The sequence below is a fragment of the Micromonospora sp. H33 genome (assembly GCF_052068455.1).
GTDB lineage: Bacteria > Actinomycetota > Actinomycetes > Mycobacteriales > Micromonosporaceae > Micromonospora.
Map to the genome: position 1 here is coordinate 257,183 of NZ_JBQHDE010000003.1, position 19,546 is coordinate 276,728.

Sequence of the window (19,546 nt, forward strand, 5' to 3'; positions counted from 1 at the left end):
CTCAGCTGAGCGCGGCGAAGCGCTCCACCGCGTCGATGCTGCCCTCCACGATCAGCACGCTCCCCGGTGCGACCACCATGGCGTCGGTGGCGTACCGGAACCACTCGTCCGGGAGCTTGACCCCCACGACCCGGACGCCGTAACGGTCCGCCGGCCGCAGTTCGGCGAGCGGGCGCCCGGTCATGCTCGGCGGGGCGAGCACCTTGGCGATGGCGAAGTCGTCGCCGAACTCGATGAAGTCGAGCATCTTGCTGACGATCAGATGCGCGACCCGCTCACCGGCCTCCCGTTCCGGAAAGATCACGTGGTGGGCGCCGACCGCCGACAGGATCTTGACGTGCTTGCTCGACGTCGCCCGGGCCCAGATCTGCGGCACGCCCAGTTCGACGAGCGCGAGCACCGTGAGCACGCTGGCCTCGACCGAGTCGCCGATCGCGACCACCGCCCGATCGACGTCGGCCACCCCGAGCTGCCGGAGGACAACCTCCTGCGTCGCGTCGGCCTGCACCACCCGGTCGAGCTGCTCGGACCAGCGTTGCACCGGGCCGGCGTCCCGGTCGATCGCGAGCACCTGGTGGTTCTGCCGGACCAGCGCGCCCGCCAGATGGGATCCGAACCGGCCCAGCCCGATCACCACGATGCCGCTGGGCTCCGCACTCCTAGCCGACAATGGGTTGCTCCTCCGGGTAGCGGTAGAGCCGGCGCCGGGTGTTCAACGCGAGTGCCGACCCGAGGGTCAGCGGCCCGACGCGGCCGATGTACATGAGGACGATCAGAACGAGCTGTCCGCTGTCCGGCAGACCCGTGGCGATGCCGACGCTCAGGCCGGTGGTGGTGAAGGCCGAGGTCACCTCGAACAGCGCCGCGTGGAAGGGAATCCCCTCGGTCAGCAGGATCAGCGTCACCGTGCCGGCCACCACCAGCGCCACCCCGAGGAGCGCGACGGTGATCGCCTGGCGGTGGCTGGCCGTGGCGACCCGCCGGTGTCCGACCGTCACGTCCGGCTCGCCGCGCAGCTCGGCCCAGATGACGAAGGCGAGCAGGAAGAACGTGCTGACCTTGATGCCGCCGGCGGTGCTGGCGCTGCCGCCGCCGATGAACATCAGCGCGATGATCATCGGTACGCTCTCCTCGTCGAGGGCGTTGACGTCGACCACGTTGAACCCGCCGGTGCGGATGAACGCGTTCTGGGTGAACGCGGCGAGGATCTTGTCCGGCCACGAGTAGATGCCGAGCGTGTAAGGGTTGGACCACTCGGCGGCCAGCAGGGCGAGGAAGCCGAGCAGCAGTAGCACCCCGCTGCCCCAGACGGTGAGCTTGGTGGCCACCGCCCACCCGGACGGGCGCCGCCACTCCCGGACGGCCTCGAAGAGGGCCGGGAACCCGAGCCCGCCGACCACCGCCCCGAGCGCGAGCGGCAGGGTGACCCAGGCGTCCCCGGAGAAGCCGATGAGGCTGTCGGTGTAGAGGGCGAAGCCGCCGTTGTTGAAGGACTGGACCGCGTGGAAGACGCTGTTCCAGAGCGCTTCACCGAAGGGATAGTCGTACCTCCCCCACAGTCTGAGGGTCAGGACCGCGGCGATGACCGTCTGGCAGGCCAGAGAGGTCGCGGCGATCCGCAGCAGGAGGCGACGGATGTCCCCGATTCCGAACTCGGCGGTCTCGGCCTGCACGAGCAGACGGTTGCGCAGCCCGAGCCGACGGGCCACCGTGAGGATGACCAGGGTCGCGCCGGTGAGGATGCCGAGCCCGCCGATCTGCGTGAGCACGGTGATCATCACCAGGCCGAAGTCGTTCCAGTAGTTCGGTGTGTCCACCACCGACAGGCCGGTCACCGAGATCGCCGACGTCGCGGTGAACAGCGCGATCATGAACGGGGTGTACCGCTGCTGGCCGGTCGCCCACGGCAGCATCAGCAGGACGGTGCCGATCAGGATCGCCACGCCGAACCCGATCGGCACCAGCCGGACGGGACGACGCAGCAGCCAGCGCACCAGACAATCTTCACTTTTCAATCCGGCTGGCGGTGGCGGAAACGGCATCCCGGAGGGTTCACCCGGCGGCCAGGAAGCGACCATCTCGCCGTCAACGTCGGCGGTTGTGCTGAGGCGGTTGCCCAGACGAACGACAGGAGACGGCGTTGCGACGACGCACCCTTTCCGCCCTCGGCGTGGCCGGGGCCCTGCTCGCGGCCACGGTGGCCGTGCCGACCGTGACCGCCTCCGCCGATCCGGCCGCCGACCGGTCCCGCGCGGACGACCGCCCGATCGTGATCGGCCACCGCGGCGCCAGCGGCTACCGGCCCGAGCACACGCTGGAGGCGTACCGGCTGGCGATCCGGCAGGGCGCCGACTACATCGAGCCGGACCTGGTCGCCACCCGCGACGGCGTGCTGGTCGCGCGGCACGAGAACGAGATCAGCGGTACGACCGACGTGGCGGCCCGGCCGGAGTTCGCCGCCCGGAAGACCACGAAGAACATCGACGGCGTGGCGGTGAGCGGCTGGTTCACCGAGGACTTCACGCTCGCCGAGCTGAAGACGCTGCGCGCCAAGGAGCGGCTGCCGCAGGTCCGCGTCGCGAACACCGCCTTCGACGGCCAGTTCGAGGTGCCGACCTTCCAGGAGGTCATCGACCTGGCCCGGACCGAGGGCGGGGCGCGGGGGCGGGTCATCGGTGTCTACCCCGAGACCAAGCACCCGACCTACTTCGCCTCCATCGGGTTGCCGCTGGAGAAGCCGCTGGTCGAGGTTCTGCGGCGCAACAAGCTGACCCACCGGAGTTCGCCGGTCATCATCCAGTCCTTCGAGACCGCCAACCTGCGCGAGCTGGACAAGGTCATCGACGTCAAGCTGGCCCAGCTGCTCAACGTCGGCGGCCGCCCGTACGACTTCACCGTCGCCGGCGACACCCGCACCTACCGGGACCTGGCCACGCCGGCGGGCCTGAAGTGGATCGCCACGTACGCCGACGGCGTCGGCGCCAACAAGGACCTGATCGTCCCCCGCGACGCCGCCGGCAAGCTGCTCGCCCCGACCACGCTGGTCCGGGACGCGCACCGCGAGAAGCTGATCGTGCACGCGTGGACCTTCCGGGCGGAGAACCAGTTCCTCCCGGCCGACTTCCGGGTCGGCACCGACCCGAACGCGCGCGGTGACATCCAGGCCGAGTACGAGCTCTTCTACGGCCTGGGCCTGGACGGCGTCTTCACCGACCACCCGGACACGGCCGTCGCCGCCCGCGCCGGCCTGCCCCGCCGCTGACGCCGTTCGAGCGGTTCACGACACTGGCCCGTCACTCCCTGCCCTCCGCGGGGATGGCGGGTCATTCCATTCATGAGAGGCGATCGAGGCGGGCAGAGAGTGTCTCGGCGTGATCCCCTGACCTGGCCCTATGGATGTCGCCCTATCTCTGCTGGCTGAGCATTGCAGCCGTGTAGCTCCGGTCTCCCGGGGTAACCCGCCGAGGCTCGAGCGGGCATGGACAAGCGAGAAGGGGACGGTGATGGGTGTACCAGTCGTACTGGCTACCGCAGCTGCGACTGCGGGGATCGGTGAGGCGATAAAGAGGGTGGCGGGCATGCTCCACGGCTCCCGATCGTGTCTGATCGAGTTCACGAATCGAACGGGGCACGTGCTGCGCGTGCAGTCCCACACCCACGATCACGGCGGGTTCGCGGAGCCGCCGAGTGCCGAGGTGCCAGCTGAGACGGTCGACATCTTCGGCTCGCAGAGCAAGGGCGGCTCCTTCGCTACCGGAACGAACGGTTCGGTCACCTACCGCCTTGGCGACTCCAACACGACCGTGCGAATCGGTTGGAACCATCCGTTCGTCGGCGACGTGGAATGCAACGCGCGTGTCGATGGCGACAACCGGCTCGCGTTCCACCTGACCTGTATCGCGGGCTCCGGCGACACCGCGCACATGAAATACGATCTACGCCCGGTGGATACGAGGGGCCACGCCGTCTTCGGCGCCATCCTCGAGAAGTGGGCGTCGATGGGGTATTCGAACGGTCTGCTCAAGTTTCCCGTCATGAGTGAGGCCGCCGTAGCCGACGGGGTCGGTCGCTTCCAGAATTTCGAAGGCGGAATGGTCTACTGGCATCCTCAGATCGGGGCATTCGCGGTCTGGGGCCTGATCGGGGAGCGCTGGATCCAGATCGGCAAGGAGAAGTTCGGTTATCCCGTCACGGATGAGACGGTCACGCCAGACGGAGTCGGCCGGTTCAATCACTTCCGCGCGTTCACCCCGGGCGGGCCCGTTGACGCGTCGATCTACTGGACGCGAGAGACCGGTGCCCATGAGGTCTTCGGCGGGATTCGCCACAAGTGGGCGGAGATGGGCTTCGAGAAAAGCCACCTCGGGTATCCGGTCTCGCATGAGGTCGACCACGAAGGGGGGCGTCTCCAGCGGTTCCAGGGCGGTGCATTGTTCTGGAACGGCCGGGAGGTGCTGGTGCGCTGAGCCGGGTGACGGGACCTTGCACGCCGCCGCCCGGCCCGCCAGGCCGCGCGGATGCCTCACCCCTGAAGGGATCGGCGGCCGGACGGGGTTCCATGCACCGCGCGATCCACTGTCGAGCTGCCCCATCTGTGCGACCGCAACGGGATCCGAGAACGACGTTCCCGCGCCGTACCGGCGAGTGGGCGGGCACCGGCTGGTTGCACCTGCCGTCGCGGGTCGGTTGGAGCTGATGTCGTGGGTGGATCGGGTCAAGGTCGTGCTCGGTCCGGGAAGTAGTGGTCTCGACGCGTCCGCTATGCCACTACTCGCAGGATCGACCGTGATCATGCCGGGAGGCGCGTTGATCGACTCCGTGCCGCCGGCATGGGGGTGTCACGGTCGGTCGGACACCGTGATGCCGCCGGCACGGAGACGGCCGCTGGCTCCGGAGCCTCGCCCCGGGTGTCCGGCGGAAGGGTTACCGTCCGGGCTGCTCCGCGACGTACGTGCCCCGGCCCGGTTGGCCGGTGATCAGCTCCCGGTCGTGCAGGAGGGACAGGGCGCGCGAGGCGGTGTTCATGTGGACCTCGTAGGCCTCGGCCAGCTCTCGTGTGGATGGGAGCTTGTCGCCGGGCTTGAGTTCGCCGCTCTTGATCTTCGCGGTGATGTCGTTGGCGATGCGGCGATATGGGGCTTCTGCTGTGGGCATGGGAGGACTCCGGTTGGTTCGGCGTCTCCGATCATGCCGGGCCTACACCAGTAACTGCAACAAGTTGCCGCGTCGTCGCCCTGCGGGGTCGACCTACACAAGCATTTGGGGTAGCTTCTCCTTGTCCGGCTCCGGTTGGTTCGGCAAGCCTCGGGGTCGGGCCCCAAAGTGGGCTCCGGGGTCGTACCGCCGATGAGGGCTGCGGTCGCGGGGCCGGCGGTCCGGTCCGCGTCCCCTATCGGCGGGCCGGGCCGCCCTCCAGGTGGCAGCGAGGAGGAGGTCCGGCTTGCGTAACGTGCTCAACCTGTTCCGGAAGGACAGAACCAGGCGGCCGGGGCGGTCGCCGAATGGTGGGTGGTACCGGTCGGAGTCGTGCCGGCCGTTGACCGCGGGGCAGGTGCGGGACCGGCGGTTCCGGTCGGTGCGCCGAGGGCTCGATCCGGCCGAGGTGCACGCGTTCCTGCACCGGGTGGCCGGTGAACTGGCCGCCGCTCGGCGCGACCTGGTCACCGTCACCGAGGAGAACGCCCGGATCAAGCGGGCGCTGCGGAGTTGGCAGGCCCGGTTCGCGCCAGGGGTGCGGCGGTGAGCCGGGACCGCTTCGTGGTGCACCTGCCGGTGCTCGCCGCCGACCTGACCGCCGCGAAGCGCTTCGCCCGGACGATTACCCGCTCGCTCGGCTTCCTGCCCGACATCGACCCGAACGAGACGACGGTCTCCGAGGAGGACGCGCAGTTCGTACGCCATCGGGTCTTCTGCGACGCCCGACTCGACGGTGCCGGCCGCTGCGCGCGCCCGGCCGACCACGACGGCCCCTGCGTCCCGCCGCGGCGGTGACCCGCTGCCCGCCCGCCCGGCCGGCCTGGGCCGGCAGCGGCGACGCTCCGGCGACCGGGCGGCGAGCCTGCGGCGGATGACGTGCCCGACACCACCCACGGCCGGGATGCGGCACGATCCTGGCTGATCCACCCACGACGTCAGCTCCACAGCTAGCGGTGGTCGCACAGATGGGGCAGCTCGACAGTGCCCGCACCCGCGAATGCTCCGGCGCGCCATGAATAGGAAACGCGAACCCGGCACGGTCGACGGGGACGCCGTCGCCCGTGCGGCGGTCGCGTGGCCGCCTCCGCCCGGTGGGTCGGCCGGTCGGGTGGCGGCGCCTGCCGGACGGGCAGGGCGGTGTTGTCCGGTCGTGGTGGCGGGGGGCGACACAGGGCCGGCCGGCTCCGTGGCGGTGGCGGCTATCGCCCCGGTGGGCCGTCACTGCCGGGCCGGTGGCGCTGTCACCGACGGCCACCCATCCCCTGTTACTTGTGTGTTTCGGCCACATAGCCCGTGGGTGACGTCACTTCTAGCGTGAGCCGACAAATGATTCCCCTTCCTCCGAGTCCTCACGTGGAGTCGCAATGACGGTCCGGACGACGCGGCGGGTGTTCCTCTCCGCCGCCACGATGATGGCGGCGGCGCTGGCCGCCACGGCCTGTGGCAGCCCGCAGGAAACCGCCTCCGGTGGCGGCGACAACGCCGCGCCGGTGAAGGTTGGCCTGGTGTACTCCCAGTCGGGTGCGCTGGCCAGCTACGGAAAGCAGTACATCGAGGGGTTCAAGGCCGGCCTCGACTACGCGACCAAGGGCACCAACAAGGTCGGTGACCGGGCCATCGAGCTGACCGAGGTCGACGACGCGGGCGACCCGGCGAAGGCGGTCTCCGCGGCGAAGGACCTGATCGGCAAGGGACACAAGATCATCGCCGGGTCGACCGCGTCCGGCGTGGCCCTCCAGGTGGCCCCGATCGCCGCCCAGAACAAGGTGCTGTTCATCTCCGGGCCCGCCGCCACCGACGGTGTGACCGGCGCGAACAAGTACACGTTCCGGTCCGGCCGGCAGTCGTACCAGGACGTGGTCACCGCCAAGTCGTTCATCGGCGACCCGGCCGGCAAGAAGGTGGTCGTCTTCGCGCAGGACGGTGCCTTCGGTGACGCGAACGAGGCGGCCGTCAAGAACGTCATCGGCGGCGCCGGTGCGACCGTCAGCAGCGTACGGGCCCCGGCCAGCGCGACCGAGTTCACGCCGTTCGCCAGCCAGATCAAGGCCGCCAAGCCCGACCTGCTCTTCGTCGCCTGGGCCGGCACCACCGCCCCGGCGATGTGGCAGTCCCTCGACCAGCAGGGCGTGCTCACCTCCACCACGGTCGTCACCGGTCTGGACATCCGCGCCTCGTGGCCCACCTTCGGCGCCGCCGGCAGCAAGATCTCCTTCCTGTCGCACTACTTCGACGGGGCCACCGACAACGAGGCCACCAAGGCCGCCAAGGCGAAGATCACCGACGGCACGCTCGACCTGTTCCACCCGGACGGCTTCCACGCCGCGCAGATGGTCGTCCGCGCCATCTCCGAGGGCGGCGACGACGTCGAGAAGATGGTCACCGCCCTGGAGGGATGGAGCTTCGAGGGCGTCAAGGGACAGATGACCATCCGCAAGGAGGACCACGCCCTGCTCCAGCCGATGTTCCAGGCGAAGCTCTCGGGCAGCGGCCAGGCGTTCACCGCCAGCGCGCAGAAGAGCCTCACCGGTGACGAGACCGCGCCGCCGGTCGTGGCTATGAAGGGCTGACAGAAATGCTCGCCACCCGCGGTCTGACCTGGCGGATCGGTGAGGTCGCCATCGTCGACAGCGTCTACCTCGACCTGGCGCCCGGGGAGTTCCTCGGCGTCATCGGGCCCAACGGCGCCGGCAAGACCTCACTGTTCAACCTGATCACCGGCCTGCGCCGGGCCACGGAAGGTCGGATCACCCTCGACGGGCAGGACATCAGCGCCCTCCCGCCGCACCGGCGGGCCCGCCTCGGGCTCGGCCGTACCTTCCAGGCGTCCTCGGTCTTCGGCTCGCTCAGCGTGCGGGAGAACGTCCGGCTCGCCGTGCAGGCGTACCGCGGGGGCTCGATGAAGCTGTGGCGGCGGGCGGCGGCCGACCGGGAGGTCGCCGCCGCCGCCGACGCGGCGTTGGAGCGCGTCGGCCTCGCACACCGGGGTACGGCGCTCGCCGGCACCCTCGCCCACGGCGAGAAGCGCAAGCTGGAGATCGCCCTGCTGCTCGCCGGGGAACCCCGGGTGATGCTGCTCGACGAGCCGATGGCTGGCGTCAGCGCCGAGGACGTGCCGGAGCTGGTGCAGGTGATCCGCTCGCTCACCGGCGACAGCGACCGGTCGGTGCTGATGGTCGAGCACCACATGGACGTGATCCTGGAGCTGGCCGACCGGATCGCCGTGATGCACCACGGCGCGCTGCTGGCCTGCGACACCCCGGAGACGGTCATGGCCAACCCGACGGTGCAAGAGGCGTACCTGGGGGAGTCGCTATGACCGAACCCGTGCTCAGTGTGGAGAACCTGTCGGTCCGGATCTCCGGGCTGCACATTCTCCAGGGAGTGTCCTTCACGGTCGCCCCGACCGGCGTCACCGTGCTGCTCGGGCGCAACGGCGTCGGCAAGACCACCACGCTCCGCGCCATCGTCGGGCTCACCCCGAGGGCGGGCGAGGTGCGCGGCACGGTCCGGATGGGCGCGCAGAGCCTCCTGGCCCGGCCCACCCACCGGCTGGTCCGCGGTGGGCTCGGCTACGTGCCGGAGGACCGCTGCGTCTTCGCCGGCCTCACGGTCGCCGAGAACCTGCGGCTCGCCGAGCGGCGGGGCACGAGCCCGGCGTACGACCGGGTGTACGCGCTCTTCCCGGAGCTGGACCGGCGGGGCCGGCAGCGGGCCGGCTCGCTCTCCGGCGGGCAGCAGCAGATGCTGGCGATCGGCCGTGTGCTGCTCAACGACAACCGGCTGCTGCTGATCGACGAGCCGACCAAGGGCCTCGCGCCGAAGGTGGTGACCGAGGTGGCCGAGGTGCTGGAACGGGTCGCCGAGTCGGTGCCGGTGCTGCTGGTGGAGCAGAACCTGGCCGTGGTGCGGCGGCTGGCCCGGGACGCGGTGGTGCTCGCCGCCGGCAAGGTGGCCTGGACGGGTGACGCGCAGGAACTGCTGATGGAGACCGGCCTGACGAAGTCCCTGCTCGGGGTCGGCTCCGCGGAGGTGCATCACTAGTGGACACGATCATCCTGTTGACGCTGACCGGGCTCGGCCTGGCGGCGCTCTACTTCCTGGTCGCCTCCGGCCTGTCCCTGGTGTTCGGCCTGGCCGACGTGCTCAACTTCGCGCACGGGCTGTTCCTCGGCGTCGGGGCGTACGCGACGTGGTGGGCAGCCGGCAACCTGCCCGGTGCCGGCGGGGACGGGTTCGGGTTCGTCGTGGCGGTCGCCTTCGGCGTGCTCGCCGGCACGCTGGTGGCGGTCCTGGTCGAGCTGGTCCTGATCCGGCCGCTGTACTCGCGCACCATCGAGCAGGTCCTGGTCACCGTCGGTCTCTCGCTGGCCGGCGTGGCGCTGCTCCAGGCGACGTGGGGCGCCGACGCGCGCACCTTCCCCCGCCCCGAGTGGACCCGGCAGGTCACCAACGTGCTCGGCGCCAACGTCCCCAACGGCGGCCTGCTGCTGATCATCGCGGCGGTGCTGGTGCTCGGCGCGATCCTGGCCTTCCTCCGCTGGACCCGCTACGGCCTGGTGATCCGGGCCGGGGTGGAGAACCGGGAGATGGTCACCGCGCTCGGCATCGACGTCCGCAAGGCGTTCACGCTGGTCTTCGCGATCGGCGGGGCGGCCGCCGCGCTGGCCGGGGCGCTCGGCAGCGTCTACTTCGGCACGGTCTCGCCCGGGCAGGGCGGCTCGCTGCTGATCTTCGCGTTCATCGTGGTGGTCATCGGCGGCATGGGCTCGGTCGTCGGGTCCGCGTACGCGGCTGTCGCGGTGGGGCTGCTGCAACAGTTCGTCAACTACTACGGCACCTCCGGACTGGGCGACATCTGCGTGGTCGGGCTGCTCGCCGTGGTGCTGCTGCTGCGCCCGCAGGGCATCGCCGGAAAGGTGGCAACGGCATGACCGAGGTCAAGAGTCCCGAGGTGCCGGCGCCCCCGGCGGCGGTGCCGTCCGAGCTGACGCCCACCGGCGGCCGCTGGGGTCGGGTGCGCCCGTTCCTGCCGCTGGTCGCGCTGGCCGTGGCACTGACGCTGCCGTACTCGACGCTGCACCTGCCGGGGATCTTCGAGGGCGCGCTGAACGAGCCGGGCACGCTGCAACTGCTCGCCGTCTGCCTGGTCTTCGGCGGGCTCGCCGCCGGGTACGACCTGCTGTTCGGGCGGACCGGGATGCTCTCCTTCGGGCACGCCCTCTACTTCGCCGCCGGCGTGTACGGCACCGACATCCTGATCACCAAGGCGGGGCTGCCGCTGTGGCAGGCCGCGCTGTTCACCATCACCGGCGGCACGATCCTCGCCGCGCTGATCGGCGCGGTGGCGCTGCGGACCGTCGGGATCGCGTTCGCCATGGTCACGCTGGCCTTCGCCCAGGTCGGCGCGATCCTGGTGGCCCGCGACTTCGGCGGGCTGACCGGGGGCGAGGAGGGCCTGCCGCTGGACGTCTCCGGGGTGCCGGGGGCGCTGGTCGGGGTGACGAACACGGTCAACCTGTACTGGCTCGCGCTGGCGTACCTGGTGGTCGTCGTGTTCGTGGTGCACCGGGTGAGCGGCTCGCCGACCGGGCGGGTGCTCGCCGGCCTGCGCGACGACGAGCGCCGGATCGGTGTGCTCGGGCTCGACCCGTACCGTTTCAAGCTGGTGGCGTTCACCCTGGCCGGCGGGCTCGCGGCGGCCGGTGGCGTGGTCTACTGCCTGATCGTCGGCGGCGCCTCCCCGCACATCACCTCCAGCGAGCTGACCCTGTCGCTGCTGGTCATGGTGGTGCTCGGCGGGCCGGGCACCCGGTGGGGGCCGGTGCTCGGCGGCATCCTCTACATGTACCTGGACCACCGGCTGGTCGCCTTCGGCACCAGCGAGGCGGTGGACGCCCTCCCGGCGTTCCTCAGCCGGCCCCTGTCCCAGCCGCTGTTCGTGCTGGGCACGGTGTTCATCCTGGCCGTGTACTTCTTCCCTGGCGGACTGGCCAGCCTGGCCCCCCGCCTGGCCCTTCTCCGCCGGTCCCTCCGCCCGAACCGCTGACCCGAACACCGGAGCGGGCACCAGCCCGCCGATCATGACGTCCGTTTGGCCGCGACACGTCGTGTGCCGGAGCGATAACGTCATGATCGGCGGGTTTCGGCGTGTGGGAGGACGGCGTATGGCTGAGCGGCTTGTGGTGGTCAGCGGGGGCGGGACCGGGATCGGGGCCGCCGTTGCCCGGGTGCTGGCCGTCGACGGGTTCGACGTGTTGGTCGTGGGGCGGCGGAAGGACGTGCTCACGGACACCGCCGAACGGATCTCCTGGGACATCGGGCGGCCCCGTGCCGTCCGGCCCGTGGTCGCCGACCTGACCGATCCGGAGCAGGTGTCCGAGGTGGTCGAGGCGGTCGGTGACCGGGGGGTGGACGCGGTCGTCAACAACGCCGGGGGATACCTCGGCGGCGACACCGGCAACCTGGCCGGGGTCGCCGCGCACTGGCGGGCGAACCTCGAGGCCAACGTGCTCACCGCCGTCCTGCTCACCGAGGCGCTCCGGCCGGCCCTGCGTCGCCCCGGCGGCCGGGTGATCCTGGTCAGCTCGATCGCCGCGCAGCGGGGCGGCGGCGGGCCGTACTCGGCGGCGAAGGCGGCGCTGCACGGCTGGGCGTACGACCTGGCCGCGCAGCTCGGCCCGGATCAGATCACGGTCAACGTGGTGAGCCCCGGATACGTCGCCGACACCGAGTTCTTCGGCGACCGGATGACCCCGGGGGGGCACGCCAAGCGGGTGGCGGCCACCCTGGTCGGCCGGGCCGGTACCCCCGACGACATCGCCGAGGCGGTGCGCTACCTGGCCGGCCCCGCCGCCGGCTACATCACCGGACAGGTCCTCGGCGTCAACGGCGGGTCCGTTCTCGGCCGGTAGGCGGACGGACGAGGGGCCGCGACTCCCCGTGTGGCCGCGGCCCCCCGTACGCCGTGGGTCAGCCGTTGAACATCTCGTACGCCGACGCCGGCGCCGCCTTCGCGCCCTCGGGCGCGGTGATCGCCGGCGCCTTGCCGAAGTCGTGGTACTTCACGACGTACTTCAGCGCCTTCTGCTTGCCGGCGGCCGGGATGTCGAGGGTCAGCGAGGCGAGGTTGCCGTCCGGCCCGACCACCGCGGTGAACGGCACGGTCTTGGCGGCGTCACCGAGCGCGGCGACGTCGATGCCGTCCAGGGCTTCGACCGCCTCCTGACCGGTCAGGTCGGCCGTTCCCGTGTACGTCCCGTCGGCCTGCTTCTCGACGGCGGTGGCGGCGGCGATGATCGGGCCGGCGTTGCCCGGGTCCGCGCCCTCGTAGCCGGGTACGGCCTCCGAGTCGGTGAGCTTCGCCTTGTCCAGCTCCATCCAGTTCTTCGGCAGCTTGAGCAGGGTGTGCAGCTCCTCCGCGCCGCCGAAGTCCACCTTCACCCAGGACTGCTGATCCACGAAGCGGAAGGACATCTTCATCGTGAAGCCCGCCTCGGCGTCCTTCTCGGTGACGTTCAGCTCCATGCCCTTGCTGGCCGGGTCCACGGACCCGGTGACGGTGCCGTTCGCGTCGGTGCCGCTGAAGAGGAACGCCGGGTCCTTCTCGTCCGGCACGGCGGCCAGCAGGTCGGCCTTCGGGTCGGGCGACGGGGACGGCGACGCCGAACCCCCGTCCTTGCCGGTGCACCCGGTCAGCAGGGCCGTGGCGGCCAGCATGGCGGTCGCGCCGGTGACGGCCCGGCGGGCCAGTGCGGCGGTGCCGGTTCGCTGCGTCATCAGATGATCTCTTTCTCGTACGGGGCTGTTGCCAGGGCCGATACTGGCACGAGTTCGCTGCCGGGCCACTGCCGCTATGCTGCCGTCCGACTGCCGCACGCCGCCGCCAGGCGCGCGGCCGGGTGTCAGGAGCGGAAAAGTCGCATGTCAGGGGCGTTGCGCTTCGCGCTTCTCGGGCCCCAGCGGGCCTGGTACGCCGACCGCGAGCTCGACCTCGGTCCGAGCAAGCGACGCGCCGTGCTGGCCGTGCTGCTGCTCGCCGCCGGCCGGCCGGTCCCGACCGCGCAGCTCGTGGACGCCGTCTGGCCGGACGATCCACCGGCGAACGGCCCGAACGTGGTGCAGAAGCACGTCGCCGGGCTGCGCCGGATCCTGGAACCGGAGCGGTCGTCACGGACGCCCGGACAGGTGCTCGCGCTGACCGACGCCGGCTACCTGCTGCACGTGGACCCGGAGGCCGTCGACGCGATCCGCTTCGAGCGGGCCGTACGCCGGGCGGAGCGGCACCGGGAGGCGGGCCGGGCGGCGGAGGCGCTGACCGAGCTGGGCGCGGCGTTGGACCTGTGGCGGGGCGAGCCGTTCACGGGTTTCGCCGGGCCGTTCTTCGACTCGGTGCGGCAGCGGTACGTCGACCTGCGGGCGACCGCCCTGGAGAACCGGGCCGAGCTCGAGCTGGACCAGGGCCGGCACCGGGAGCTGGTGGGCCCGCTGGTGGAGCTGGCGGTGGAGTTCCCCGTCCGGGAGCGGCTGCGGCGGCACCTGATGGTGGCCCTGTACCGCAGCGGCCGGCAGGCGGAGGCCCTCGCGGCGTACCGCGACCTGGACGCGTTGCTGCGCGACGAGTACGGCATCGAGCCGGGCGAGGAGCTGCGCGAGCTGCACCGCCGCATCCTGCGCGCCGATCCCGAACTGCTGCGCGCCGCGCCGCCGCCGGCCGTGACCGAGCCGCCGGCCGCAACCCATGCGCTCGCCCGCACCGGGTATGCCGCCCCGGCGCCGGTGGCGCCCGCTCTGCCGGCCGCCCACTGGCCCGCCGTCGCCACCCCCCGGCCGATCGCGGTCGCCGCTGCCTGGCAGCCCCGCCCCGCCGCACCGCTCCGGCGGGCCCCCCGCTGGCTCGGTGTCCTCGCCACGGTCGTCGGCACGCTGACCGTTCTGCTCTCCTTCGGCGGGCTCACCTGGCTGGTGATGCTCGGGTATGCGGCCTGGCGCCGCAGTTGGCGACTGGCGGTGGCCGCCGCCGGATACCTGGCCCTCGTCGTCGGGTTGATCGTGGTGGCCGCCCAGGTGGATCCGGATCCCGACGTGGAACTGCCGGACAGCCAGTTCCTCTACTTCATCGGCGCGGTGGCGGTGTGCTGGCTGGTCGGCGCGCTGCACGTCGTCCTGCTCGACCGGGGCGTCCGCGCGCTGCTCGCCGGCGGCTCGCGGCGGGCCGGCACCGAACTCCAGCCGGGCGGTACGCCCGGACGCTGGTAGAAATGCCGGATGAGCCAGGAGCGGACGGCGGTACGCGAGCGGGCCGAGGCGGTGCTGCGCCAGTTGGCCGGAGAGCACGCGCGGCTCCGCGAGGACCAGTGGCGGGCGATCGAGGCGCTGGTGGTCGACCGGCGGCGGGTGCTCTGCGTGCAGCGCACCGGATGGGGCAAGTCCGCCGTCTACTTCGTGGCCACCGCCCTGCTGCGGGAGACCGGTGACCACGGGCCCACGGTGATCGTGTCGCCGCTGCTGGCGCTGATGCGCAACCAGGTCGAGTCGGCCGCCCGGGCCGGCATCCGCGCCCGGACGATCAACTCGGCGAACCTGGACGAGTGGGACGAGATCACCGCCGAGATCCACGCGGGGACGGTGGACGTCCTGCTGATCAGCCCGGAACGGCTGAACAACCCCGACTTCCGGGACACGGTGCTCCCGAAGCTGGCCGCCACCACCGGGCTGCTCGTGGTGGACGAGGCGCACTGCGTCTCCGACTGGGGGCACGACTTCCGCCCGGACTACCGCCGGCTGCGGACGTTCCTCGGCAACCTGCCGTCGGACACGCCGGTGCTCGCCACGACGGCCACCGCCAACGCGCGGGTCACCCAGGACGTGGCCGAGCAGCTCGGCGCCGCGTTGGGGCCTGGGTCGACGCCCCAGGCCCTCGTGCTGCGCGGCAGCCTGGACCGGGAGTCGCTGCGGCTCGGCGTGGTCGACCTCCCCGGCCCGGCGCACCGGCTGGCCTGGCTCGCCGACCACCTCGACGAACTGCCCGGCTCCGGCATCGTCTACACGCTGACCGTCGCGGCGGCGGGGGAGACCGCCGAGTTCCTGCGTTCCCGGGGCTACGCGGTGGCCTCGTACACCGGGCAGGCCGAGGACGCGGACCGCCGCGCCGCCGAGCAGGACCTGCTCGACAACAAGATCAAGGCGTTGGTCGCCACCAGCGCGCTGGGAATGGGCTTCGACAAGCCGGACCTCGGCTTCGTGGTGCACCTCGGCGCACCACCGTCGCCCATCGCGTACTACCAGCAGGTCGGCCGTGCCGGCCGCGCCGTCGCGCACGCCGAGGTGCTGCTGCTGCCTGGCACCGAGGACGCGGCCATCTGGCGGTACTTCGCCTCGCTCGCCTTCCCGCCCGAGGAGCAGGTGCGGGCCGTGCTCGCCGCCCTGTCCACCGACCGGCCGCTCTCCACCCAGGCCCTGGAGCCGGTCGTCGACCTGCGTCGGGCCCGGCTGGAGCTGATGCTCAAGGTCCTGGACGTCGACGGCGCGGTCCGCCGGGTGCGCGGCGGGTGGCTCGCCACCGGCGAGCCGTGGGTCTACGACGAGGCCCGGTTGCGGCGCGTCGCCGCCGCGCGCACCGCCGAGCAACAGGCGATGCGGGAGTACGCGACCACGCCCGGCTGCCGCCTGCGCTACCTCCGGGAGTGCCTGGACGACGCCGGGGCGGCGGACTGCGGCCGGTGCGACCGTTGCGCGGACCCCGTCTTCTCCGTCGACGTCTCCGCGGCCGCGCTCGGCGCCGCGCAGGCTTTCCTTGGCCGCCCCGGCGTCGAGGTCCCGCCGAAGAAGCTCTGGCCGACCGGGCTGGAGGCGGTCGGCGTACCCCTCAAGGGCCGCATCGCCCCCGCGGAGCAGGCGCTGCCCGGCCGGGCGGTCGGGCGACTGTCCGACCTCGGCTGGGGTGGCCGGCTACGCGAGCTGGTCGGACCGGACGCGGCGGACGGCGAGGTTCCGAGCGACGTGGCCGCCGCCGTGGTCGAGGTGCTGAAGGCGTGGGCGCACGGCGACGATCCCTGGCCGAGCCGGCCGGTGGGGGTGGTCGCGGTCGGTTCCCGCCGCCGGCCCCGGCTGGTCGGCTCGCTCGCCGGGCGGATCGCCACGGTGGGCCGGCTGCCGCTGCTCGGCACCGTCTCCGTGACCGCGCCGGGCGGCCCGCGCGGCAACAGCGCCCAGCGGGTACGCGCCCTGCACGGCGCGGTCACCGTGCCGCCGGACCTGGCCGGTGCCCTCGCCGGACTGGACGGGCCGGTGCTGCTCGTCGACGACCTGGTCGACTCGGGTTGGACGCTGACCATGGTGGCCCGCGAACTGCGTCGCGCCGGGGCACCGGACGTGCTTCCGCTGGCCCTGGCCGTCGCGGGCTGACCGCCGGACGTGCTCCCGCTGGCACGGCCGTCGCGGGCTGACCGCCGGATGCGCTCTGACCTGCCCGTACCGTCGTCCGAGGGGCCGGAGAAGTTCCCGGGCCCGGCGGATTGCGACGGTCGCCACGCCCGGCGGGCACCGGCCGGCAGCGCGCGGCGCCGGCGGTAGCGTGGGCGGTATGACCGATCAGCCGCCGCCCGACGCCGTGCGCGCTGACCGTGTCTCCGCCGTGCCGGACCGGAGCACTCTGCGGCTGGCGCTGGTCGTCGGCGGGTTGATCCTCGCCGTCCTGCTCGGGTTCGGCCTCGGCCGGACCGGCGGCGGCGACCCGACCACGGCGGTCGGCTACGACAGCGCACTGGCCGACCACACCCACGCACCCGGGACCGGGGCGCACCAGCACGGTGCCGACCAGGGCCTGGCGGCGGAGGTCACCGGGCTGTCGGTCAGCGCCGCCGGCTACACCATCGCCCCGTCGGCCGTGGACTTCGCCGCCGGTCGTCCCGGCGAGCTGCGGTTCCAGATCCGCGACGCGCAGCGCCGCCCGGTGACCCGCTTCGCCGTGGTGCACGACAAGCCGCTGCACCTCATCGTCGTGCGCCGCGACCTTACCGGCTACCAGCACCTGCACCCCACGATGGCGGCCGACGGCACCTGGTCGGTGCCGCTGACGCTGCCGCAGCCGGGCAGCTGGCGCGCGTACGCCGACTTCACCGCCCTCGCCGACGACGGCCGGCGGACGGCGGTGACCCTGGGGACGGACCTGGTCGCGGCCGGGGACTACGACCCGCGCCCGCTGCCGGCGGCCACCACCTCGACCACCGTCGGTGGGTTCACCGTCGACTACCAGGGGAGCCCGCAGGCCGGCGTGTCGGTGCCGCTGACCTTCCGGATCACCGGCGAGGGTGGTCGCCCGGTGGCGCTGGAGCGGTACCTCGGCGCGTACGGGCACCTGGTCGCGCTCCGCGAGGGAGACCTCGGATACCTCCACGTCCACCCCGAGCCGGCCCTGGTCGACGGGGCGGTGCGGTTCTGGGTGACGGTGCCCGGCTCCGGCCGGTACCGCCTCTACCTGGACTTTCAGGTCGCCGGGGCGGTGCGGACCGCGGAGTTCACGCTCGACGCGCCCTGACCGCCGGCGGCGCACGCCCACACCCGGACGCGCCTCCGCCCGTTCGTCAGCCGACCCGGCGGATCGGGCGGCGGGCCAGGTAACGCAGCAGGTCCCGGATGTGGTGCTTCTCCTCGGCCGGCACGGTCGGGTCGGCGAGCCGCTGGAGGATCACCCGGACGTCCGCGTCGACCGGCCCGTCGTCGCTGCGGCGGCGGGGCGTGGGGCCGGCGTCCGGCAGGCCGAGCGCGCGGAACGCGGCTGCGACGGGCAGGTCGAGCGCGGCGCAGAACCCGCGCACCTTGGCCAGCTCGGGGTAGTCCTGCCAGTCACCGGCGAGCCAGCGGAAGACCGTCGAGCGACCGACACCCGTGTGAGACGCCAGGTCGGTGACGGTCCACCCGCGCTCCTCCCGGGCGTCGTCGATAGCGCGCCGCACGAACCGCGCGAACGCCGCCTGCGGCGATACCTCTACCGAAGCCATCCCAGCGGGTCTTCCCTCCCGACCGGCACCGACGGTGCGTGAGTCGAGGGTAGTACGGCTCACGGCGGACGCAATTGACTGATCGACCAGACCGTCCCGTTGGCGGGACTTTGCCGTCGTCAGCAGCAGAAACGCGACCCGTCGGTGCTGTCGCCCCGCGCGGCCGGCTCACCGAGCAGGGTCGCCAGCCTCGGCGTGACGCCCCACTGGTCGACGAGCGCCCCGTACTCCGCCCGCTGCGCCCCGGTCGGCGCCGCGCCGGTGCGGCGGGCCCGGATCAGCAGGTTCCGCGGGGTGTGCCGCGAGTCGACGAACTCGACCACCTCGGCCCGGTAGCCGTGCAGCCGCAGCAGCCCCGCCCGCAGCGCGTCGGTGAGGACGTCCGCGAAGCGCTCACGGAGAATGCCCTGCCGGATCAGCAGGTCGTACGGCGGCGGCGCCGGCCGGGGGCGCAGCTGCGCCGCGACGTCGTGGTGGCAGCACGGCGCCGCGAGCACCCAGCGGGCCCGCCACCGCACGGCCCTGGCGAGCGCCTCGTCGGTGGCCGTGTCGCAGGCGTGCAGCGCCAGCACCAGGTCGGGAGCGGGCTCGACCACCGCGTCGGCGATCGTGCCGGCGACGAAACGCACCCGGTCCGCCCAGCCCAGCCGCTGTGCCAGCTCGGTGTTGCGCTGCCGCTGGTCCTCACGGACGTCCACGCCGACCAGGTGCACGTCGAGCCCCCGCTGGGCGAGCCACCGGTACGCGGCGAACGTCAGGTACGCGTTCCCGCAGCCCAGGTCCGCCACCCGCAGCGGGCCGGCCAGGTCGTCGGGCACCGTCGCGGCGAGCGCCCGCAGGAAGGCGTCCACCTGACGCCGCTTCGCCGCCGATCCGCCGATCTCGGCGAAGATGGGGTCACCCGGGTCCAGCAGGTAGTCCTTCGCCCGGTCGTGGCCGGCCGGCTCGGCTGTCGTCGGGCGAGCCGTCGCCGCGCGGTGTACCTGCGCCTCGCCGGACTTCGTGACCCGCAGTTGCAGGGTCGTCCGCCCGGTCTCCACGTGCCAGTTGCCGAACGGCTCGGCCAGCAGCGCGTCCACCGCCGCGTCCGCCTCGGCGCCCGGTGCCACGTTGCGGGTGTAGGGCCGGCTGCCGTCGGAGGTGGCGATCTGGAGGCGGGGGCCGGCCTTGAGGGTGACCGGCCGTAGTTCCGCCCGGACCACCGAGGGGTGTTGCCCGCGCCGCCGGCCGGCGGCCACCGCCCGGGTCAGCGCGGGGTCGAGCAGCAGCGCCCGCACCTCGGCGAGCGCGGCGTCCAGTGGCTCCGGCATGGCTCGATCCTCCCCGTGGTCGTCCTGAGCGTGCGACGT

Annotated in this window: 19 protein-coding genes; 13 read left to right on the forward strand and 6 right to left on the reverse strand. The window is 72.5% G+C overall.

The window, feature by feature from the left end; all coding sequences use genetic code 11:
- Position 1 precedes the first annotated feature (1 nt).
- Together ACTMS0_RS10375 and ACTMS0_RS10380 are read right to left on the reverse strand one after the other, a co-directional pair.
- Positions 2–670, reverse strand: coding sequence for a potassium channel family protein (locus ACTMS0_RS10375; RefSeq protein ID WP_441154932.1), 669 nt, complete (start codon positions 668–670; stop codon positions 2–4).
- On the reverse strand, positions 660–1,994 hold the full coding sequence (locus ACTMS0_RS10380) for a TrkH family potassium uptake protein (protein ID WP_441154933.1): 1,335 nt from the start codon (positions 1,992–1,994) through the stop codon (positions 660–662). Before ACTMS0_RS10380 ends, ACTMS0_RS10375 begins: the two co-directional genes overlap by 11 nt.
- A 146-nt stretch (positions 1,995–2,140) precedes the next feature.
- Between ACTMS0_RS10380 and ACTMS0_RS10385 the strand changes: the two genes are divergently transcribed.
- Positions 2,141–3,262 (forward strand): glycerophosphodiester phosphodiesterase, encoded by a 1,122-nt coding sequence (locus ACTMS0_RS10385; RefSeq protein ID WP_441154934.1) that lies wholly within the window; start codon positions 2,141–2,143, stop codon positions 3,260–3,262.
- Between the two features lie 316 nt (positions 3,263–3,578).
- Entirely contained in the window at positions 3,579–4,466 is an 888-nt protein-coding gene (locus ACTMS0_RS10390; protein ID WP_441154935.1) for an LGFP repeat-containing protein, read from the forward strand.
- A 457-nt stretch (positions 4,467–4,923) separates the two neighbouring features.
- On the opposite strand, the gene ACTMS0_RS10395 is transcribed toward ACTMS0_RS10390, so the two are convergent.
- Positions 4,924–5,154, reverse strand: coding sequence for a GntR family transcriptional regulator (locus ACTMS0_RS10395; RefSeq protein WP_441154936.1), 231 nt, complete (start codon positions 5,152–5,154; stop codon positions 4,924–4,926).
- 382 nt (positions 5,155–5,536) lie between these two features.
- Here ACTMS0_RS10395 and ACTMS0_RS10400 point away from each other — a divergent pair, with 382 nt between their 5' ends.
- The 8 genes from ACTMS0_RS10400 (at position 5,537) to ACTMS0_RS10435 (ending at position 12,110) form a co-directional block, all read left to right on the forward strand.
- Positions 5,537–5,743, forward strand: coding sequence for a DivIVA domain-containing protein (locus ACTMS0_RS10400; RefSeq protein WP_441154937.1), 207 nt, complete (start codon positions 5,537–5,539; stop codon positions 5,741–5,743).
- Entirely contained in the window at positions 5,740–5,991 is a 252-nt protein-coding gene (locus ACTMS0_RS10405; protein WP_441154938.1) for a hypothetical protein, read from the forward strand. Before ACTMS0_RS10400 ends, ACTMS0_RS10405 begins: the two co-directional genes overlap by 4 nt.
- Positions 5,992–6,560: 569 nt before the next feature.
- Positions 6,561–7,766, forward strand: a complete 1,206-nt coding sequence (locus tag ACTMS0_RS10410) for a substrate-binding domain-containing protein (protein ID WP_441154939.1) — start codon at positions 6,561–6,563, stop codon at positions 7,764–7,766.
- Positions 7,767–7,771: 5 nt separating this feature from the next.
- Complete coding sequence (locus tag ACTMS0_RS10415; protein WP_441154940.1) at positions 7,772–8,515, forward strand: ABC transporter ATP-binding protein; 744 nt, start codon at positions 7,772–7,774, stop codon at positions 8,513–8,515.
- On the forward strand, positions 8,512–9,240 hold the full coding sequence (locus ACTMS0_RS10420) for an ABC transporter ATP-binding protein (protein ID WP_441154941.1): 729 nt from the start codon (positions 8,512–8,514) through the stop codon (positions 9,238–9,240). The genes ACTMS0_RS10415 and ACTMS0_RS10420 overlap by 4 nt, the downstream gene beginning before the upstream one ends.
- Positions 9,240–10,130: a branched-chain amino acid ABC transporter permease gene (locus tag ACTMS0_RS10425; protein WP_441154942.1), complete on the forward strand. Its 891-nt coding sequence runs from the start codon at positions 9,240–9,242 to the stop codon at positions 10,128–10,130. The genes ACTMS0_RS10420 and ACTMS0_RS10425 overlap by 1 nt, the downstream gene beginning before the upstream one ends.
- Complete coding sequence (locus ACTMS0_RS10430; RefSeq protein WP_441154943.1) at positions 10,127–11,245, forward strand: branched-chain amino acid ABC transporter permease; 1,119 nt, start codon at positions 10,127–10,129, stop codon at positions 11,243–11,245. The genes ACTMS0_RS10425 and ACTMS0_RS10430 overlap by 4 nt, the downstream gene beginning before the upstream one ends.
- A gap of 118 nt (positions 11,246–11,363) precedes the next feature.
- The gene (locus tag ACTMS0_RS10435; RefSeq protein ID WP_441154944.1) at positions 11,364–12,110 is read left to right on the forward strand and encodes an SDR family NAD(P)-dependent oxidoreductase; all 747 of its coding nucleotides are present in this window, start codon (positions 11,364–11,366) and stop codon (positions 12,108–12,110) included.
- Between the two features lie 58 nt (positions 12,111–12,168).
- On the opposite strand, the gene ACTMS0_RS10440 is transcribed toward ACTMS0_RS10435, so the two are convergent.
- Positions 12,169–12,975, reverse strand: a complete 807-nt coding sequence (locus tag ACTMS0_RS10440; RefSeq protein WP_441154945.1) for a hypothetical protein — start codon at positions 12,973–12,975, stop codon at positions 12,169–12,171.
- Positions 12,976–13,119: 144 nt separating this feature from the next.
- Between ACTMS0_RS10440 and ACTMS0_RS10445 the strand changes: the two genes are divergently transcribed.
- The 3 genes from ACTMS0_RS10445 to ACTMS0_RS10455 all read left to right on the forward strand — a co-directional run bounded on the left by ACTMS0_RS10445 (position 13,120) and on the right by ACTMS0_RS10455 (position 17,734).
- Positions 13,120–14,454, forward strand: a complete 1,335-nt coding sequence (locus ACTMS0_RS10445) for an AfsR/SARP family transcriptional regulator (RefSeq protein ID WP_441154946.1) — start codon at positions 13,120–13,122, stop codon at positions 14,452–14,454.
- Between the two features lie 9 nt (positions 14,455–14,463).
- Positions 14,464–16,602 (forward strand): DEAD/DEAH box helicase, encoded by a 2,139-nt coding sequence (locus tag ACTMS0_RS10450; protein WP_441154947.1) that lies wholly within the window; start codon positions 14,464–14,466, stop codon positions 16,600–16,602.
- Between the two features lie 178 nt (positions 16,603–16,780).
- Entirely contained in the window at positions 16,781–17,734 is a 954-nt protein-coding gene (locus ACTMS0_RS10455) for a hypothetical protein (RefSeq protein ID WP_441154948.1), read from the forward strand.
- Positions 17,735–17,780: 46 nt separating this feature from the next.
- Here the strand turns inward: ACTMS0_RS10455 and ACTMS0_RS10460 are convergent, their stop codons facing one another.
- Together ACTMS0_RS10460 and ACTMS0_RS10465 are read right to left on the reverse strand one after the other, a co-directional pair.
- Positions 17,781–18,197: a helix-turn-helix domain-containing protein gene (locus tag ACTMS0_RS10460; RefSeq protein WP_441154949.1), complete on the reverse strand. Its 417-nt coding sequence runs from the start codon at positions 18,195–18,197 to the stop codon at positions 17,781–17,783.
- Between the two features lie 119 nt (positions 18,198–18,316).
- Positions 18,317–19,507 carry a class I SAM-dependent methyltransferase gene (locus ACTMS0_RS10465; protein WP_441154950.1) on the reverse strand — a complete coding sequence of 397 codons (1,191 nt, stop codon included), beginning with the start codon at positions 19,505–19,507 and terminating at the stop codon, positions 18,317–18,319.
- Between the last annotated feature and the right edge of the window lie 39 nt (positions 19,508–19,546).

What these genes read in the sequence shown, in the direction of transcription:
- ACTMS0_RS10390 (WP_441154935.1), top strand. Translation starts at nt 3,579, where the DNA reads ATGCTCCACGGCTCCCGATCGTGTCTGATCGAGTTCACGAATCGAACG.
- ACTMS0_RS10395 (WP_441154936.1), bottom strand. Translation starts at nt 5,154, where the DNA reads ATGCCCACAGCAGAAGCCCCATATCGCCGCATCGCCAACGACATCACC.
- ACTMS0_RS10410 (WP_441154939.1), top strand. Translation starts at nt 6,561, where the DNA reads ATGACGGTCCGGACGACGCGGCGGGTGTTCCTCTCCGCCGCCACGATG.
- ACTMS0_RS10415 (WP_441154940.1), top strand. Translation starts at nt 7,772, where the DNA reads ATGCTCGCCACCCGCGGTCTGACCTGGCGGATCGGTGAGGTCGCCATC.
- ACTMS0_RS10420 (WP_441154941.1), top strand. Translation starts at nt 8,512, where the DNA reads ATGACCGAACCCGTGCTCAGTGTGGAGAACCTGTCGGTCCGGATCTCC.
- ACTMS0_RS10430 (WP_441154943.1), top strand. Translation starts at nt 10,127, where the DNA reads ATGACCGAGGTCAAGAGTCCCGAGGTGCCGGCGCCCCCGGCGGCGGTG.
- ACTMS0_RS10435 (WP_441154944.1), top strand. Translation starts at nt 11,364, where the DNA reads ATGGCTGAGCGGCTTGTGGTGGTCAGCGGGGGCGGGACCGGGATCGGG.
- ACTMS0_RS10440 (WP_441154945.1), bottom strand. Translation starts at nt 12,975, where the DNA reads ATGACGCAGCGAACCGGCACCGCCGCACTGGCCCGCCGGGCCGTCACC.
- ACTMS0_RS10445 (WP_441154946.1), top strand. Translation starts at nt 13,120, where the DNA reads ATGTCAGGGGCGTTGCGCTTCGCGCTTCTCGGGCCCCAGCGGGCCTGG.
- ACTMS0_RS10450 (WP_441154947.1), top strand. Translation starts at nt 14,464, where the DNA reads ATGAGCCAGGAGCGGACGGCGGTACGCGAGCGGGCCGAGGCGGTGCTG.
- ACTMS0_RS10455 (WP_441154948.1), top strand. Translation starts at nt 16,781, where the DNA reads ATGACCGATCAGCCGCCGCCCGACGCCGTGCGCGCTGACCGTGTCTCC.
- ACTMS0_RS10460 (WP_441154949.1), bottom strand. Translation starts at nt 18,197, where the DNA reads ATGGCTTCGGTAGAGGTATCGCCGCAGGCGGCGTTCGCGCGGTTCGTG.
- ACTMS0_RS10465 (WP_441154950.1), bottom strand. Translation starts at nt 19,507, where the DNA reads ATGCCGGAGCCACTGGACGCCGCGCTCGCCGAGGTGCGGGCGCTGCTG.